This window comes from Nocardiopsis akebiae, from assembly GCF_018316795.1.
GTDB lineage: Bacteria > Actinomycetota > Actinomycetes > Streptosporangiales > Streptosporangiaceae > Nocardiopsis > Nocardiopsis dassonvillei.
Genome location: NZ_CP074132.1, coordinates 5967799 through 5983337, shown reverse-complemented (window position 1 = coordinate 5983337; position 15539 = coordinate 5967799). Strand labels below are relative to the sequence as shown.

Here is a 15539-nt window from a genome sequence, read left to right as displayed (position 1 = left end):
CCGCTCAGCGGTGAGGCGGAGCCGTTGTCGTGTGCGCCCCCGCGTCCGCCGCCCGGACGTCAGGTGGGGCGGCGGAAGTGCTTGGCCACGCCCACGACGATGTGGGGGACGATCATCACGGCGAGGAAGATCCCCCAGCCGACGAGGGCCTCGCGGCTTCCGTCCAGGACGGCGGGCAGGCCCCAGAACAGGAAGACGAAGCCCACCCAGGGCAGCACGCCCCACCAGGGCGCGGAGCGGCCCCCGCTGTCAGCGCAGGCCGGTGCGGTCCCCTCGTCTCCGCGGCGCGGCTCCGGAACCGGCGCGCTCCCGCGCCCCGCGCCGGGGGCGCGCGTGCCCGTCGCGGGGAGGTCGTCGAAGAGGGGGACCAGGTCGGAGGAGGTGACGGCGCGCACCGCCAGGGAGGCGCGCTCCTGGTGCTCCTCGATGTCCAGGCGCCCCTCCTCGAAGGCGGTGCGCAGTCTGGTCAGGGCGTCGTCGCGTTCGGCGTCGGAGAGGCGGTAGGGGCGCGGGTGCTCGGAGCCTGCCATGCGGGACCGATCCGTTCGGGCTGGGGGAGCCTTGTTCCCAGGGTAGGACGGCCGGACCGCGAATCCGGTTCCGTCCTCGCGGGCACGACACGCGCGGCCGGGATACCACGGAGCATTCCGGTCCCTGGCAGCATAAGTCGGGTGAGTACGTCAGGATCTCCCCCCGACCGCGGCCGCCCCTCCCAGCGCACGCGGTCCAGCGGCGCGGCGGAGCCCGACGCGGCCGTCGCGCCCCGGCCCGTCTACGCGACCGGCGGGGTCGCCGCGGCCACCGCCGCGGCGCTGGGACTGGCCGTGATCGTCACCCTCACCATCATCGGTTGGGTGGCCGCGCCGCACGACACCTTCGGCGAGGACATCATCGACATCCTCCAGGGTGCGGTGCTGGCCTGGCTGGTGGGCCACCACGTGTCGTTCTCGGTGCCCGACGGCCAGATCGCCCTGCTGCCGTTGGGTCTGGTGTTGTTGCCGGGGCTGCTGCTGTACCGGTCGGGACGGTGGCTGGCGCGTTCCTGCGACATCCCACGTCTGCGGTACGTGTACCGGGCGGCGCTGGCGATCGCCGGTCCGTACGCGGCGATCGCGGGCACCCTGGCCCTGCTGGCGCGGACCGAGGCGGTCGAGCCGAGTATGCCGCGCGCGCTGGTGATGGGGTTCGTGACCGCGTTCCTGGCCGGGGGGCTGGGGGTGCTGCGCCAGCTGATGCGCGACAAGGAGGTGCCCGCCCGGGATCTGCTGCGGCTGATGCCGGCCCGGTCGCGCTCCCTGCTGGTGGGGATGCTCGCCTCCACGGGGACGCTGCTGCTGGGAGGGCTGCTGCTGTTCCTGGTGGCGTTGGCGATGAGCCTGCCCGAGGTCGTCGAGACGACCCGGGTGCTCGGTCCCGGCCTGGTGGGGGGCGCGCTGCTCATCGTGGTCCAGTTGGCGTACCTGCCCAACGCGGTGGTGTTCGCGGTCTGCTACGCGCTGGGCCCGGGGTTCGCGGTGGGCGCGGGGACCGTCGTAGCGCCCACGGGGGTGTCGGTGGGCGCCCTGCCGATGCTGCCGATGCTGGCCGCGCTGCCGTCGAACGGGGCCGCGCCGGTGGCCTCGCTGCTGGCGTTGGCGGTGCCGTTCGTGGCGGGGGCGGTGGGCGGTGCCCTGACCCAGCGCAGCGCCCCGGACGTGGTCAGCGAGGCCGCTCCGCTGTGGGGTTTCGTGTGCGGTGTGACCACGGGGCTGCTGTGCGCGGCGTTGGCCGCGACGGTCGGCGGGCCGCTCGGCGGCGAGAGGCTGAGCGAGGTCGGGCCGTCGGCGTGGCAGGTGGGCCTGGTGGCGGCCCTGGAGGTGGGCGTGGCCGCCGCCGTCGTGGCGTGGGTGGCGAACTGGTGGTACACGCGGGGGGAGCGGCCGGCGCGCAGGGCCTCGCGGTGGGCGGTCTGGCGCGGGCGGCGCCTCGCGAAGCAGGACACGGCGTCCTCCGCGGGGGAGGAGTCGCCCGCCGCGAAGGACACGGCTCGCCCCGACAAGGACGAGGCGCGGCCCGCCGAGGAGGCGGCACGCTCCGCCGAGGAGGGACAGCGGACGCGTCTGGAGGTGGAGCTGCCCCCGGACGTGCCGGTCGGTGAGGGCCTGGCCACGGTCACGCCGCTGCGCCGCCGCGAGGAGGAGGTGCGGCCGGACCCCGAGGAAGACGCCTCGCTGGAGGCCCCCGGGGACGGGGAACCGGACGAGGACCGCCCGGACCGGGCCGCCGAGCGCGCGGAGCGCAAACGCGCGCGCCGTGAGCTGCGCGGTCGGCGGCGCGAGGAGCGCAGGGCCAGGAGGGCCGAGGGCGGGCGCTGGTGGCGTCGCCGGTCCGCCGAGGACGAGGAGTCCGAGGAGATGTACGGGATCACCTATGAGGCAGAGCCGGACGAGGTCGACACCCCGCAGCGTTGAGGGGTGGCTGTCCGCGGACGGGGAGAGCCCGACCGCGGCGGCTGTCGGAGCCCCGGCCCGGCCGTCGGTCGCGTGACCGCCGGGCCTCCTTCTCCGAACACGGCCGTGGGCCGCCCCGAAAGACCGGAGCCGCCCACGGCCGTGTTGAGGGGCCTGCTCCGTGCCCGGGTGCCGGACGCGCGGGCACAGCCCCCGGCGCCGCGAACCCGTCAGCGGCGGGTCCTAGGCGTCCTCCTTGGGCGCGGGCTTGCGCTTGGCGGGTTCGAAGATGGAGTTGACCAGATCGGTGCACCACTTGAGCAGCTCCAGGTCCCGCAGGGGCCTGCCGCCCAGGCCGCCGGACTTGGGCACCGGCACCAGCAGGGTCCGGGTCGTCTCCTTGTGGATGGTCTTGGGGTACAGGCGCCGCAGCCGCAGCTCCTGCGACTCGCGCAGTTCCACCGGGGCGAAGCGGATCTGGTTGCCCTGCATCACCACGTCCGACAGGCCCGCGGACTTGGCCAGCACCCGGAACCGGGCCACGGCCATGAGGTTGTCCACCTGTTCGGGCGGGGCGCCGTAGCGGTCGGTGAGCTCCTCGTAGGCGGCGAGGATGTCCTCCTCGCTGGTGACGCTGGCGATGCGCTTGTAGGACTGCAACCGCAGCCGCTCGCCAGGCACGTAGTCGTGCGGGATGTAGGCGTTGATGGGCAGTTCGACCTTGGTCTCGACCTCCTCGGCCGCGTCCGGGTCGCCCTTGAGTTCGGCTACGGCCTCGCCGACCATGCGCACGTACAGGTCGAAGCCCACGCCCGCGATGGTCCCGGACTGCTCCGCGCCCAGGATGTTGCCCGCGCCCCGGATCTCCAGGTCCTTCATGGCCACGTACATGCCCGCGCCGGTCTCGGTGTGCTGTGCCACGGTGGCCAGCCGCTCGTAGGCGGTCTCGGTCAGCGGCCTCTCCGGCGGGTAGAGGAAGTAGGCGTAGGCGCGCTCGCGCCCGCGGCCCACCCGGCCGCGCAGCTGGTGCAGCTGGGACAGGCCGTAGGTGTCGGCGCGGTCGATGATCAGGGTGTTGGCGTTGGGCACGTCCAGGCCGGACTCGACGATGGTGGTGGAGACCAGCACGTCGAAGTTCTTCTCCCAGAAGTCGACCATCACCTTCTCGAGCTGCTGCTCGTTCATCTGGCCGTGCGCGTACGCCACCCGGGCCTCGGGCACCAGGCGCTGGATGCTCGCCGCCACCTTGTCGATGGACGCCACCCGGTTGTGCACGAAGAACACCTGTCCCTCGCGCATCAGCTCGCGACGGATCGCCGCGGTGATCTGCTTGTCCTCGTAGGGCCCCACGAAGGTGAGTACCGGGTGGCGCTCCTCGGGCGGGGTGAGGATCGTGGTCATCTCGCGGATGCCGGTCAGGCCCATCTCCAGGGTGCGCGGGATGGGTGTGGCCGACATCGCCAGCACGTCCACCTGGGTGCGCAGCCGCTTGAGCGCCTCCTTGTGCTCCACGCCGAAGCGCTGCTCCTCGTCGATGATGACCAGGCCCAGGTCCTTGAAGCGGGTCTCCGAGGACAGCAGCCGGTGCGTGCCGATGACCACGTCCACCTCGCCGGAGCGCAGCCCCTCGCGGGTGGCCTCCACCTCGCCGTCGGTCTGGAACCGCGACATCGGCTTGACGGTGACCGGGAAGGAGGCGTAGCGCTCGGTGAACGTGGACAGGTGCTGTTGCACGAGCAGCGTGGTGGGCACCAGCAGGGCGACCTGCTTGCCGTCCTGCACGGCCTTGAAGGCGGCGCGCACCGCCACCTCGGTCTTGCCGTAGCCGACGTCGCCGCAGATCAGCCGGTCCATCGGGACCGACCTGGACATGTCCTTCTTGACCTCGTCGATGGCGGCTAGCTGGTCGGGCGTCTCCACGTAGGGGAAGGCGTCCTCCAGTTCGCGCTGCCACGGGGTGTCGGGGCCGAAGGCGTGTCCGGGGGAGGCCTGCCGCGCCGAGTACAGCCGGATGAGGTCGCCCGCGATCTCGCGGACCACCTTGCGGGCGCGGCTCTTGGCCTTGCTCCACTCGGCGCCGCCCATCTTGGACAGGGTGGGCGCCTCGCCGCCCACGTAGCGGGTGACCTCGCCCAGCTGCTCTGTGGGCACGAACAGGCGGTCGCCCGGTTGCCCCCGCTTGGAGGGCGCGTACTCGATGAGCAGGTACTCGCGGGTGGCGCCCTGCACCTGGCGGCTGACCATCTCCAGGTAGCGGCCCACACCGTGCTGCTCGTGCACGACGTAGTCGCCGGGCTTGAGCTGGAGGGGGTCGACGGTGCCGCGCCGCCTGCTGGGCATGCGCCGCATGTCCCGGGTGGAGGACTTCTGTCCGGCCAGGTCGGTCTCGGTGAGCACCACCGTGTGCACCGACCGCAGCAGGAACCCGTGGTCGACCAGGCCGGTGGTGACGGTGGCGACCGCCGGTTTGGGCCGCTCGGTCAGGTCCGCGGCCAGGGAGGCGCCCAGCCCGGCGTCGCGCAGCATCGCCACCAGACGCTCGGCGGGGCCGTGCCCCTGGGTGACCAGCACGACGCTCCAGTTGTCGTGCAGCCATCCCTTGATGTCGGCCAGCGCGCGCTCGGTGTCTCCGCGGTAGGACTCGGAGGGCACCGCGCCGACGACGACGGCGTCGTCCTCCTCGGCCGCTCCGCCCCTCTCGTCCGCGGCGAACGGGGTCAGCCCCCACCAGGGCAGGCCCAGCTCGGCGGCGGTGGAGCGCAGCTCGGAGATGGACATGTAGGCGGATTCGCCCAGGTCGATGGGCGCCTCGCCGCCGGAGGCGGCGTTGATCCACGACGCGTCCAGGAACTCGGCGCTGGTGGCCTCCAGCTCCACCGCGCGGGTGCGGATGCGCTCGGGGTCGCAGCCCACCACCATCGCGCCCTCGGGCAGGTGGGCCAGGAACGGCTCCATGCGCTCGGCGAGCACGGGCGCGAAGGCCTCCATGCCCTCCACGGCGACGCCGTCGGCGATCTTGTGCAGGATCTCGGCCAGGGAGGGGTGCTCCTCGGCCAGCGCCCGCGCGCGCTCGCGCACGGCGTCGGTGAGCAGCAGTTCGCGGCACGGCGGCGCGAACAGCCCGGAGGAGGCGCTGGTGCGCGGGCCCTCGTCGCCGGAGGGCCCGATGGAGCGCTGGTCGGCGACCTGGAAGTAGCGGACGTCCTCGACGGTGTCGCCCCAGAACTCCAGCCGCAGCGGGTGCTCCTCGGTGGGCGGGAACACGTCCAGGATGCCGCCGCGCACCGCCATGTCGCCGCGCTTCTCGACCAGGTCCACCCGGGCGTAGCCGGTGTTGGCCAGGGCCTGGACGACCTCCTCCAGGGGGGCCTCGTCGCCTGGGCGGATGCGCACCGGCTCCAGGTCGCCCAGCCCGGACACCAGCGGTTGCAGGACGCTGCGCACCGGGGCCACGACCACGCGCAGCGGGGTGGTCAGCGGATCGGAGGGGTCGGGGTGGGCTAGGCGGCGCAGTACGGCCAGCCGCTGGCCGACGGTGTCCGAACGAGGGGAGAGCCGCTCGTGCGGCAGCGTCTCCCACGCGGGGAAGAGCGCCACCGAGTCCTCGGGCAGCAGGCAGCCCAGGGCGTCGGCCAGGTCGGACGCCTCGCGCTCGGTGGCGGTGACGGCGAGCACGGGCCGCTGGGCGCCCACGGGGGCGTCGGCGGCCAGCGCCCCCACCATGAAGGGGCGCAGCGCCGCCGGGGCGACGAGGTCGAGGTGGGGATCGCGGCCGCCTCGGGCGGCCTCGATCGCGCTGTGCAGTGCCGGGTCCCTGGAGACGTCGGCGAGAAGTCCAATGAGGCTCATAGCACCAGAAAGTGGAAGTGGTCCGGATCAGGCGGTGGTGGTCGCGGCCTGCACGGGAAGAAGGCGGCTGCGTGAGTGGACGCCCGGCACCTCTCAGACTATCGAGTCCGGCGGTCCGGCGCGGGCGGGGTGTGGACAACCGGCGACACGGGGCTGCCCCGTGCCGCCCGCGTCCCCGGCCTGGTGGCGCGGGCGGCGGCGCACCGGGTAGAACCTCCTCCGAGCTGCTTCTATTCCGTCCGACGCGGTGCGAGGGCGGGCCGCCCCGCGCCCGCGGCATACGCTGGACGCGTTTGCCGGACGGCCCGAGGAGAGGAAGCGCGTGGTGAGTGCCAACAGGCGTGGGAGTGCGCCGCGGGGGGGTGTCGGGAGTCCGGACGCCCCGGTCTTCGCGCCAGGTCCGGACGGGCTCGCCCACCTGGAGCTGATCCTCAACGGCGCCTACCCGCTGCCCGGTTTCATGACGCGGGACGAGGCGGCGTCGGTGGAGCGGGACGGCCGCCTGCCCGACGGGCGCCCCTGGCCGGTTCCGGTCACGCTGGAGGTGCCCGAGGAGCTGTCCGGAGCCGACCACCTGACCCTCTCCGATCCGGAGGGCGCCCCGCTGGCCGGGCTCGACGTCACCGAGCACTGGCGCGACGCCGGGGGCCGCCACCTCCTCGCCGGTTCGGTGACCCTGCTGCGCCCGCCCACCTACGGCGTGCTGCGCGAGCTGCGGCCCTCTCCCGCGGAGGTGCGGGCCCAGCGGGAGCTGGAGCCCTCCGGGCGGCCCCTGCTGGCCGTGGTCACCGACCGGCCGCTGCACCACCGCGCCCTGCACCAGATCCGGGCCGAGGCCGACGCGCTGGGCCTGGTCCACGGCGAGGGCGGGCGCGCCGACGTGCTGGTGATCGTCGACACCGGTCTGGAGGACGAGGGCATGGCCACGGCGGTGCTGGCCGCCGGGCCGCTGCTGCCCGCGCGCACCTCCTTCGTGGTTTGCACGCTGCCCAGGAGCGCCGACCGCGCCCGGGGCCCGTTCGGGGGGCCGTGGGGGCCGCGCCAGGTGGGTCTGGCCGCGCACGTGGCCGCGTCCTACGGCGCCACCCACATGCTGGCGGTGACCGGCGGGGACGGCCCCGACGTCGAGCGGGTGATGGCCCTGCGCCCGCCCCTGACCGTGCTGGACCCCGAACCGTGGCGCTACCACTCCTCCGACGGGCTGTGGCTGCCCATGACCCGGACCGACCCGGCGTCCGCCCGGGTCGAGCTGACCGACGAGCAGGTGGAGGCCGAACTGGCGCACGGGCGCGAGCTGCCCTCGTGGTTCACCCCGGCCCGGGTGGGCGCGGAGCTGGCGCGGCTGCGCCCGGCCCGCACCGCCAGGGGCCTGACCGTGCTGTTCACGGGCCTGTCCGGCTCGGGAAAGTCCACGATCGCCCGGGGGGTGTGCGACGGCATCCGCAGGTCGGGGCGCCCGGTGACCCTGCTGGACGGCGACGTGGTGCGGCGGATGCTCTCCAGCGGGCTGACCTTCTCCCGCGAGCACCGGGAGCTCAACATCCGCCGGATCGGCTACGTGGCCTCGGAGATCACCCGGCACGGCGGGGTCACGGTCTGCGCGCCGATCGCCCCCTACGCCGAGGGGCGGGCTGAGGTGCGCGCGATGGTGGAGGAGTTCGGGGACTTCTTCCTGGTGCACGTGGCGACCCCGCTGGAGGTGTGCGAGGCCCGCGACCGCAAGGGCCTGTACGCCAAGGCGCGGGCGGGGGAGATCCCCGAGTTCACCGGGATCTCCGACCCCTACGAGGAACCGGACGACGCCGACCTGGTGGTGGACACCGAGGGCGTGGACCCGGCCGAGTCCGTGGCCAGGGTGCTGTCGGCCCTGCGCGCGGGCGGCTGGCTGCCCGAGCACGACGGCTGAACCGCGGCGCGAACAGTGGAGGACGAGAGTTGAACGACACCCGAGACACCCGGGACGTGAGGGACGCGCAGGGCGGGAGGGACGGCGGCCCGCCGGTCGGGCACCGGGTGCTGCGCCTGGTCGAGGTGATGGACACCCTGCGCCGGGAGTGCCCGTGGGACCGCGACCAGACCCACGGGTCGCTGGCCAAGTACCTCATCCAGGAGGCCTACGAGACCCTGGAGACCATCGAGGAGGGCGACTTCGCGCTGCTGCGCGAGGAACTGGGCGACGTGCTGCTCCAGGTGGTCTTCCACGCGGCGGTCGCCGCCGAGCGGCCCGAGGGCGACCCGGCGCGGTTCACGGTGGACGACGTCGCCGACGCCATCATCGACAAGATGACCCGCCGCCACCCGCACGTGTTCGGCGGGGTGGAGGTGTCGGGCGCCGACGAGGTGGGGTCCAACTGGGAGGCCATCAAGGCCGCCGAACGGGCGGAGAAGGCCCGGGCGGCGGGCGGCGACGGGCGCAACTCGGTCCTTGACGGAGTGCCGTTCGCCCAGCCCGCGGTGCTGCTGGCCGACGAGTTGCAGAGGCGTGCGGTGCGCAACGGCTTCCCCGCCGACCTGGTCGGCGACGACGGCGCCGAAGGCGGGGAGCTGTTCGCGGCTGTGGCGGCCGAGCGCGCTCGGGGCCGCGACGCCGAGAGCGACCTGAGGGCGGCGGCCCGCCGGTTCGACGCCCGTGTGCGCGCGGCCGAGGACGCCGCCCGCGCCGATGGCAGGGAGCCCCGCGAGCTGTCCGCGGGGGAGTGGCGGACCTACTGGGACGAGGCGGGCGAGGCCTGACGGGTCTGCCGCGGGTGCGGCCGGTGTGACGCGGGCGCCGGGGCGGGTCAGGACTGGGCGGGTGCGGGGGCGTCCAGTTCCAGGGCTTCCGACGCCCGTGACAGCCGACTGTCGAAGCTGCCGAGGGAGGACAGCAGCGGGGCCAGCCGGAGTAGGAGGCCGCGTGCCAGCAGCGCCGGCCGGGTGCGCGGTAGCAGGAACGCCTGGCCCCGTTCGGCGATGTCCTGGTTGGCCGCCACGAACGGCCTCATCCGGGCCTCGTAGGCGTCCAGCGCCGCGCGGTGGCCGTCGTGGCGGGCGAGTTCCTGGGCCAGGACGTAGGCGCCGACCAAGGCCAGGCTGCTGCCCTGCCCCGACATGGGGGAGGGGCAGTACCCGGCGTCGCCGAGCAGGGTCACGCGCCCGGCCGACCAGCGGTCCATGCGGATCTGGGCGACGGAGTCGAAGTAGAAGTCCGCGGCCCCCTCCATCTCCTCCAGGATGCGGTCGGCCTCCCAGCCGTGCCCGGCGAAGGCGCGGCGCAGGAACTCCCGCTGCTCCCCGGGCGGCCTGCGGTCGACTCCGCTCTCCTCCCGCGCGGACAGAGCCAGCACGGCCTTGGCCCCCTGCGCGCGGGGCGTGTGGTACATGGCCACGAGCCGCCCCGGGGTGTTGAACAGCACGGCCTCGCGGTCCAACCCCGGGTGGTTGGGCACCGTGAAGATGCTGATGTAGCTGCCCAGGAACCGGCGGTGGGGGGCCTCCGGGCCGAACGCGAGCCGCCGGGTCGTGGAGTGCAGGCCGTCCGCCCCCACGACGAGGTCGAACACGCGCGGTCCGGACCGCTCGAAGGCCACGCGGACCCCGTCCCGCCCCTGTTCGATCGCGGTGACGGAGTCCCCGTACAGGTACTCGGTGTACGCGGTGGTCGGCGCGTGGACCAGGCGGACCAGGTCGCCGCGCAGCAGTTCGGCGGAGCGGCCGTCGGCGGTGACCGCGCTCGCCTCGAAGCCGCCCGTGCGCCTTGCGCGGGCGTCCACGGTCGTGGCCCTGGACATCTCGGTGGCCGAGGCCCGGACCCCGTCGAGCACCCCCATGCGCTCGGCGACGTCCAGGGCGGTGCCGCGCACGTCGATGGCGTAGCCGCCCGTGCGGGGCGCGGGGGCGCTTTCGACGACGGTGGCCCCGATGCCGTGGTGGTGGAGCCAGTGGGCGAGGGCCGGTCCGGCGATGCCCGCGCCGGAGATCAGGACGTTGCGTACGGCGGTCAAGGCGTTCCCGCTCCCCCCTGTGTCGTCGCTCCCACGCTAGAACTCTACTTACCGTGCGTAAAGTAACTTGCTGATCGGCAGGTAAGCTACCGGCCGGAAGGTCGACGCTAGACTCGACTGACCGGTGGCGAGGGAACGGAAGTGACACGGGTGCCCAGAGCGCAGAACGACACCAAGGCGCAGATCCGGGCGGTGTCCCTGGAGCTGTTCGCCCGCAAGGGCTTCGAGAAGACCAGCCTTCGCGAGATCGCCGAGCGCCTGGACATCACCAAGGCCGCGCTGTACTACCACTTCCCCTCCAAGAACGACCTGCTCACGTCACTGCTCAGCCCCCTGGGCGAGGACATGGAGGCGCTCTTCGCCAAGTACGGCGGCCACGGCGGGGCCGGCGACCCGCGCGCGCTGCTGGGCGACTACTTCGACGTCTGCGTGCGCCACAGCGCCCTGCTGCTCGCCGTCCTCAACGACCTGGGCGCGCTGGCCGACGTCGGGCTGGTCGACTCCGTCATCTCCTGGCGCCGACGCCTGGACACCCTGCTCGTGGGACCCGAGGGCGGCGTGCCCGCCCGGATGGGCGCCGTGATCGCCCTCGGCGGCATCCAGGACCTCTCGGTGATGTTCTCCCCCGAGGAGGCCGCCGACCACCGCGAACGCGCCATCGGCATCGCCGTGGCCGCCCTGCAGGCGGGCATGTCCGATATGGACTAGACCAATTCCGCCGGGTGGGCGCGTCCTGCCCGGTGCGGGGTCGCTAGTCTCGTGTCGGGTCCTGAACCAGTGGTCCGAGAAACCCCAAGAGACGGAGATAGACCGTGGCGTCCATCGAGGCAGTACAGGCGCGGGAGATCCTTGACTCCCGGGGCAACCCGACAGTCGAGGTCGAGGTCCTGCTCGACGACGGAACCATCGCGCGCGCGGGCGTCCCCAGCGGCGCCTCCACCGGCCAGTTCGAGGCGGTCGAGCTGCGCGACGGCGGTGACCGCTACGGCGGCAAGGGCGTGACCAAGGCAGTCACGGCCGTCAACGACGAGATCGCCGACGAGCTGCTCGGCCACGCCCCCGACGAGCAGCGCATCATCGACCGCGCGCTCATCGACCTGGACGGCACCCCGGACAAGTCCCGGATCGGCGCCAACGCCATCCTGGGCGCCTCCCTGGCCGTGGCCAGGGCCGCCGCGGCCGAGGCCGGGCTGCCCCTGTTCCGCTACATCGGCGGCCCCAACGCGCACGTGCTGCCGGTGCCGATGATGAACATCCTCAACGGCGGCGCGCACGCCGACAGCAACGTCGACATCCAGGAGTTCATGGTCGCGCCGATCGGCGCTCCCACCTTCTCCGAGGCCGTCCGCTGGGGCGCCGAGGTCTACCACGCGCTCAAGTCGGTCCTCAAGGCCCACGGCCTGGCCACCGGCGTGGGCGACGAGGGAGGCTTCGCCCCCAACCTGGACAGCAACCGCGCCGCCCTCGACCTGATCGTGGAGGCCATCGAGAAGGCGGGCTACACGCCGGGCACCGACATCGCGCTCGCCCTGGACGTGGCCGCCACCGAGTTCTTCAGCGACGGCGTGTACACCTTCGAGGGCAAGGCCCGCTCCTCGGAGGAGATGGCCGCCTACTACGCCGAGCTGGTGGAGGCCTACCCGCTCGTCTCGATCGAGGACCCCCTCGACGAGGAGGACTGGGAGGGCTGGAAGAAGCTCACCGCCCAGCTGGGCGACAAGGTGCAGCTCGTGGGCGACGACCTGTTCGTCACCAATCCCGAGCGGCTCCAGCGCGGCATCCTGGCCGACACCGCCAACTCGCTGCTGGTGAAGGTCAACCAGATCGGCACCCTCACCGAGACGCTGGACGCGGTCTCCCTGGCCCAGCGCAGCGGTTACACGGCCATGATCAGCCACCGCTCCGGCGAGACCGAGGACACCACCATCGCCGACATCGCGGTGGCCACCAACGCCGGGCAGATCAAGACCGGCGCCCCGGCGCGCAGCGAGCGGGTCGCCAAGTACAACCAGCTGCTGCGCATCGAGGAGGAACTCGACGACGCCGCCGTGTACGCGGGCGTGTCGGCCTTCCCGCGCTTCGCCGCGCGCGGCTAGTCTGCCCCAGTGCCCCGCGAATCCGAGCAGCAGCGTCCAAAGGCCAAGAAGGCGGCCAAAGCCGACAGGCCCGGGCGCGGTCCTGTCCGGAAGACGGGGCCCTCCGGCACGGGCACGGGCCGCACCCCCCGGGTGCGGCCCATGCTCACCAGCCGCGCGGCCATCCTCGCGCTCGTGGTGTGCGTGATCGCGCTCAGCCTGGCCTACCCGCTGCGCGAGTACATCGCCCAGCGCGCCCAGCTCGCCGACCTGCGCGAGGAGCGCGCGCGCATGGAGCAGAGCGTGCAGGACCTGCGCCAGCGCGAGGAGGAGATGACCCAGGACTCCTACGTGGAGCGCGAGGCCCGCGTCCGGCTGCACTACCAGTACCCCGGTGAGACCGCCTACATCGTCATCCCGCCCGACTCCGAGGGCGAGGACGAGGACGACACCGGCCCCAGCGAGCCCTGGTTCACCACCCTGTGGCGCTCGGTGCAGGAGGCCGACAGCCCGCCGCCCGACGACGGGCTCTGAGCCCCGCGCCCCTCAGAGCAGGGCGCCCGCGGCCCACGCCCCCGCCAACAGCGCGACCAGCGCGCAGCTCCCGGTCAGGGCCGCGTAGCCGGCGGCGGCCGGGACGCGCCCCTCCCGGGCCAGGGAGAGGACCTCGTGGGAGAAGGTCGAGTACGTGGTCAGCGCGCCGCACAACCCGACGGAGAGCAGGGCCCACAACCGCGGGGAGAGCGCCGCCGCACCCGCGGCGCCGACCAGCAGCCCCAGCAGCAGGGTGCCCGCGACGTTCACGGTGAACGTGCCCCAGGGCAGCCCCGCGCCGACCGCGCGCGAGACGGCCCGGTCCACCAGATAGCGCAGGCCCGCGCCCGCGCCGCCGCCCAGGCCGACCAGCCACACCTCCCAGTTCACGGCCGCCTCCGGCGGGTCGGCGCGTGGAGCGCGCGCCCCGTGGCCCACGCGCCCAGGGCTGTCCCGGCCACCGCCCCGACCAGGGTGAGCGCCATGTAGGCCGCGGCCTCGGCGACCCGTCCTGAGGCCGCCAGCGCGCCCGTGTCCAGGACGTGGGCCGAGTAGGTGGTGAACCCGCCCAGGAAGCCGGTGCCGAGCAGCTGCCTGACCCAGGGCGGCGCGGGCCGGGGGCCGGTGACGGCCGCGACCAGGACGCCGATGAGCACCGAGCCCGCGAGGTTGACGGCAAGGGTGGCCAGGGGCAGCCCGCCGTCGGGGGCCGGCCAGGCCTGTGCCACCAGGTGGCGGGCCACCGCCCCAGCGGCCCCGCCGCAGGCGGCGATCCCCGCCATGGCGGCAACACCCCGGGAGCGGGGCGTTCGGTCGTCGGCGGACATGGTCCTCCCCACACGTCGTGACCCCGGCCGCGGGAGCCGGAACGCCGGTGTGCGGGGACCGTCGGCGGACGCCGCGGTCGGCTGACGGCGGGCCCCACCGCCGCGCGCCGACCGGTGGGACGGCGCCACGGGCGACCGGGCCCGTGCGCCGCCATCCTACTCGCGGGACGCGGGGGCGTTCCGGGCCGGCGACGGCTCCGCGCGGAAGGGGCGGCAGGGGACGCCCGCGCCTTCGGGTGCGTGTGCGGCCCTATGCTGGGTGCGCCATGACTTCCGCAGATCAGCCCGGGCACGCCGCCGGGCGCCCCGCTCCGGTCGCCGAGCGCGACACCGCCGCCGTCGAACTCCAACTGGGCCGCCCGCCGCGCGGTGTACGCGCGATCGCGCACCGCTGCCCCTGCGGCCTGCCCGACGTGGTGCGCACCGCGCCCCGGTTGGAGAACGGCGAGCCCTTCCCGACCCTGTACTACCTGACGTGCCCGCGCGCGGCCTCGGCCATCGGCCGGATGGAGAACGAGGGCCGCATGCGCCGGATGCAGGAGCGCCTGGGGGAGGAACCCGAACTCCGGGCCGCCTACACCAGGGCGCACGAGTCCTACCTGGCCGAGCGCGCCGAGCAGGCGCGCCTGGACGGCGTCGAGCCGCTGCCCGAGGGCATGCAGAGCACCGGTGGCATGCCCACCCGGGTCAAGTGCCTGCACGCGCTGGTCGCCCACGAGCTGGCCGAGCCGGGTACCAACCCCTTCGGCGCCGAGGCGCTGGAGGAGCTGCCGCACTGGTGGGACAGGGGCCCGTGCGTGTGTGTCGACGAGGACGCCCCCGGGGGCGACGAAGGGAGCGCGTCATGAGCGGTGTCGCGGCCATCGACTGCGGAACCAACTCCGTCCGGCTGCTGATCGCCGACGTCGTCCACGTCGGCGAGGACGAGGTGCAGGTTGTCGACGTCGACCGGCGCATGGAGATCGTGCGCCTGGGCGAGGGCGTGGACGAGACCGGGGCGTTCGCGCCCCAGGCGCTGGAGCGCACCTTCGAGGCGCTGCGCGGGTACGCCGAGGCCATCGAGGCGCACGGCATCGCCCTGGGCCCGGACGCGGTGCGCATGGTCGCCACCAGCGCCACCCGGGACGCGAGCAACCGCCAGGTCTTCGTGGACGGCGTGCGCGACATCCTCGGCGTGGAGCCCGAGGTGGTCACCGGCCTGGACGAGGCCGAGCTGTCCTTCGTGGGCGCCACCGCCGAGCTGGAGGCCGAGGGCCCGGGCGAGGACCTGGCCCCGCCGTTCCTGGTCGTGGACATCGGCGGCGGCTCCACCGAGTTCGTGCTGGGCGGCGTCCCGTCCGGGGAGGACGGTGAACTGGTCCGCGCTTCGCTGTCGGTGGACATCGGCTGCGTGCGCATGACCGAGCGCCACCTGCGCGGCGACCCTCCCACGGAGCAGGAGGTCGCGGCGGCGACCGCCGACATCGAGGCCGCGCTGGACGAGGTCGAGCGGGTGGTCCCGCTGCACGAGGCAGCCTCGGTCGTGTGCGTCGCGGGCACCGCGACCACGGTCGCCGGTATCGCCCTGGACCTGCCCGAGTACGACCCCGAGCGCATCCACCACACCCGCGTGGGCGTCGCAGACCTGGACCGCATCGCCGGGGAGCTGCTCAAGGCCACCTCGCGGGAGCGGTCGGTGATCGGCGTCATGCACCCGGGCCGGGTGGACGTCATCGGCGCGGGCGCGCTCGTGCTGTCGCGGGTGCTCGCCCGCACGGGGGCCGACTCCTTCACGGCCAGCGAGCACGACATCCTCGACGGCGTGGCCTGGAGCCTGGTCGTGTGACGCCTCCCGGGGGGGAC

The 15539-nt window shown here is 74.0% G+C and carries 13 protein-coding genes; 8 read left to right on the top strand and 5 right to left on the bottom strand.

Annotation, left to right across the window (positions count from 1 at the left end; genetic code table 11):
- Positions 1–59: 59 nt before the first annotated feature.
- Positions 60–530, bottom strand: a complete 471-nt coding sequence (locus tag KGD83_RS25500; RefSeq protein ID WP_212641518.1) for a DUF1707 SHOCT-like domain-containing protein — start codon at positions 528–530, stop codon at positions 60–62.
- A 141-nt stretch (positions 531–671) separates the two neighbouring features.
- On the opposite strand from KGD83_RS25500, the gene KGD83_RS25495 reads away from it, so the two are divergent.
- Positions 672–2450, top strand: a complete 1779-nt coding sequence (locus tag KGD83_RS25495) for a cell division protein PerM (RefSeq protein WP_212641517.1) — start codon at positions 672–674, stop codon at positions 2448–2450.
- A 222-nt stretch (positions 2451–2672) separates the two neighbouring features.
- On the opposite strand, the gene mfd is transcribed toward KGD83_RS25495, so the two are convergent.
- Positions 2673–6278, bottom strand: a complete 3606-nt coding sequence (gene mfd / locus KGD83_RS25490) for a transcription-repair coupling factor (RefSeq protein WP_212641516.1) — start codon at positions 6276–6278, stop codon at positions 2673–2675.
- A gap of 322 nt (positions 6279–6600) precedes the next feature.
- Between mfd and cysC the strand changes: the two genes are divergently transcribed.
- Positions 6601–8184, top strand: coding sequence for an adenylyl-sulfate kinase (gene cysC / locus KGD83_RS25485; RefSeq protein WP_212641515.1), 1584 nt, complete (start codon positions 6601–6603; stop codon positions 8182–8184).
- A gap of 128 nt (positions 8185–8312) precedes the next feature.
- Positions 8313–9011, top strand: coding sequence for a MazG family protein (locus tag KGD83_RS25480; protein ID WP_249352505.1), 699 nt, complete (start codon positions 8313–8315; stop codon positions 9009–9011).
- A 47-nt stretch (positions 9012–9058) separates the two neighbouring features.
- On the opposite strand, the gene KGD83_RS25475 is transcribed toward KGD83_RS25480, so the two are convergent.
- Positions 9059–10261, bottom strand: coding sequence for an FAD-dependent monooxygenase (locus KGD83_RS25475; protein ID WP_212641514.1), 1203 nt, complete (start codon positions 10259–10261; stop codon positions 9059–9061).
- Between the two features lie 150 nt (positions 10262–10411).
- Between KGD83_RS25475 and KGD83_RS25470 the strand changes: the two genes are divergently transcribed.
- The 3 genes from KGD83_RS25470 to KGD83_RS25460 all read left to right on the top strand — a co-directional run bounded on the left by KGD83_RS25470 (position 10412) and on the right by KGD83_RS25460 (position 12870).
- Complete coding sequence (locus KGD83_RS25470; protein WP_212641513.1) at positions 10412–10969, top strand: TetR/AcrR family transcriptional regulator; 558 nt, start codon at positions 10412–10414, stop codon at positions 10967–10969.
- A 104-nt stretch (positions 10970–11073) separates the two neighbouring features.
- Positions 11074–12357 (top strand): phosphopyruvate hydratase, encoded by a 1284-nt coding sequence (eno, locus tag KGD83_RS25465; protein ID WP_212641512.1) that lies wholly within the window; start codon positions 11074–11076, stop codon positions 12355–12357.
- A 141-nt stretch (positions 12358–12498) separates the two neighbouring features.
- Positions 12499–12870, top strand: coding sequence for an FtsB family cell division protein (locus KGD83_RS25460; RefSeq protein WP_212641511.1), 372 nt, complete (start codon positions 12499–12501; stop codon positions 12868–12870).
- Positions 12871–12882: 12 nt separating this feature from the next.
- On the opposite strand, the gene crcB (KGD83_RS25455) is transcribed toward KGD83_RS25460, so the two are convergent.
- Positions 12883–13260, bottom strand: a complete 378-nt coding sequence (crcB, locus tag KGD83_RS25455; RefSeq protein WP_212641510.1) for a fluoride efflux transporter CrcB — start codon at positions 13258–13260, stop codon at positions 12883–12885.
- Positions 13257–13697 carry a fluoride efflux transporter CrcB gene (gene crcB / locus KGD83_RS25450; protein WP_212641509.1) on the bottom strand — a complete coding sequence of 147 codons (441 nt, stop codon included), beginning with the start codon at positions 13695–13697 and terminating at the stop codon, positions 13257–13259. Before crcB (KGD83_RS25450) ends, crcB (KGD83_RS25455) begins: the two co-directional genes overlap by 4 nt.
- Positions 13698–13963: 266 nt before the next feature.
- On the opposite strand from crcB (KGD83_RS25450), the gene KGD83_RS25445 reads away from it, so the two are divergent.
- Both KGD83_RS25445 and KGD83_RS25440 read left to right on the top strand, forming a co-directional pair.
- On the top strand, positions 13964–14545 hold the full coding sequence (locus KGD83_RS25445) for a DUF501 domain-containing protein (protein ID WP_212641508.1): 582 nt from the start codon (positions 13964–13966) through the stop codon (positions 14543–14545).
- Positions 14542–15522 carry a Ppx/GppA phosphatase family protein gene (locus KGD83_RS25440; protein WP_212641507.1) on the top strand — a complete coding sequence of 327 codons (981 nt, stop codon included), beginning with the start codon at positions 14542–14544 and terminating at the stop codon, positions 15520–15522. The genes KGD83_RS25445 and KGD83_RS25440 overlap by 4 nt, the downstream gene beginning before the upstream one ends.
- The last annotated feature ends 17 nt before the right edge of the window (positions 15523–15539 follow it).

Excerpts from the sequence above, each read along its gene's own strand:
- KGD83_RS25500 (WP_212641518.1), bottom strand. The coding sequence starts at position 530 with ATGGCAGGCTCCGAGCACCCGCGCCCCTACCGCCTCTCCGACGCCGAA.
- mfd (WP_212641516.1), bottom strand. The coding sequence starts at position 6,278 with ATGAGCCTCATTGGACTTCTCGCCGACGTCTCCAGGGACCCGGCACTG.
- KGD83_RS25480 (WP_249352505.1), top strand. The coding sequence starts at position 8,313 with ATGGACACCCTGCGCCGGGAGTGCCCGTGGGACCGCGACCAGACCCAC.
- KGD83_RS25460 (WP_212641511.1), top strand. The coding sequence starts at position 12,499 with ATGCTCACCAGCCGCGCGGCCATCCTCGCGCTCGTGGTGTGCGTGATC.
- crcB (WP_212641509.1), bottom strand. The coding sequence starts at position 13,697 with ATGTCCGCCGACGACCGAACGCCCCGCTCCCGGGGTGTTGCCGCCATG.
- KGD83_RS25445 (WP_212641508.1), top strand. The coding sequence starts at position 13,964 with ATGACTTCCGCAGATCAGCCCGGGCACGCCGCCGGGCGCCCCGCTCCG.
- KGD83_RS25440 (WP_212641507.1), top strand. The coding sequence starts at position 14,542 with ATGAGCGGTGTCGCGGCCATCGACTGCGGAACCAACTCCGTCCGGCTG.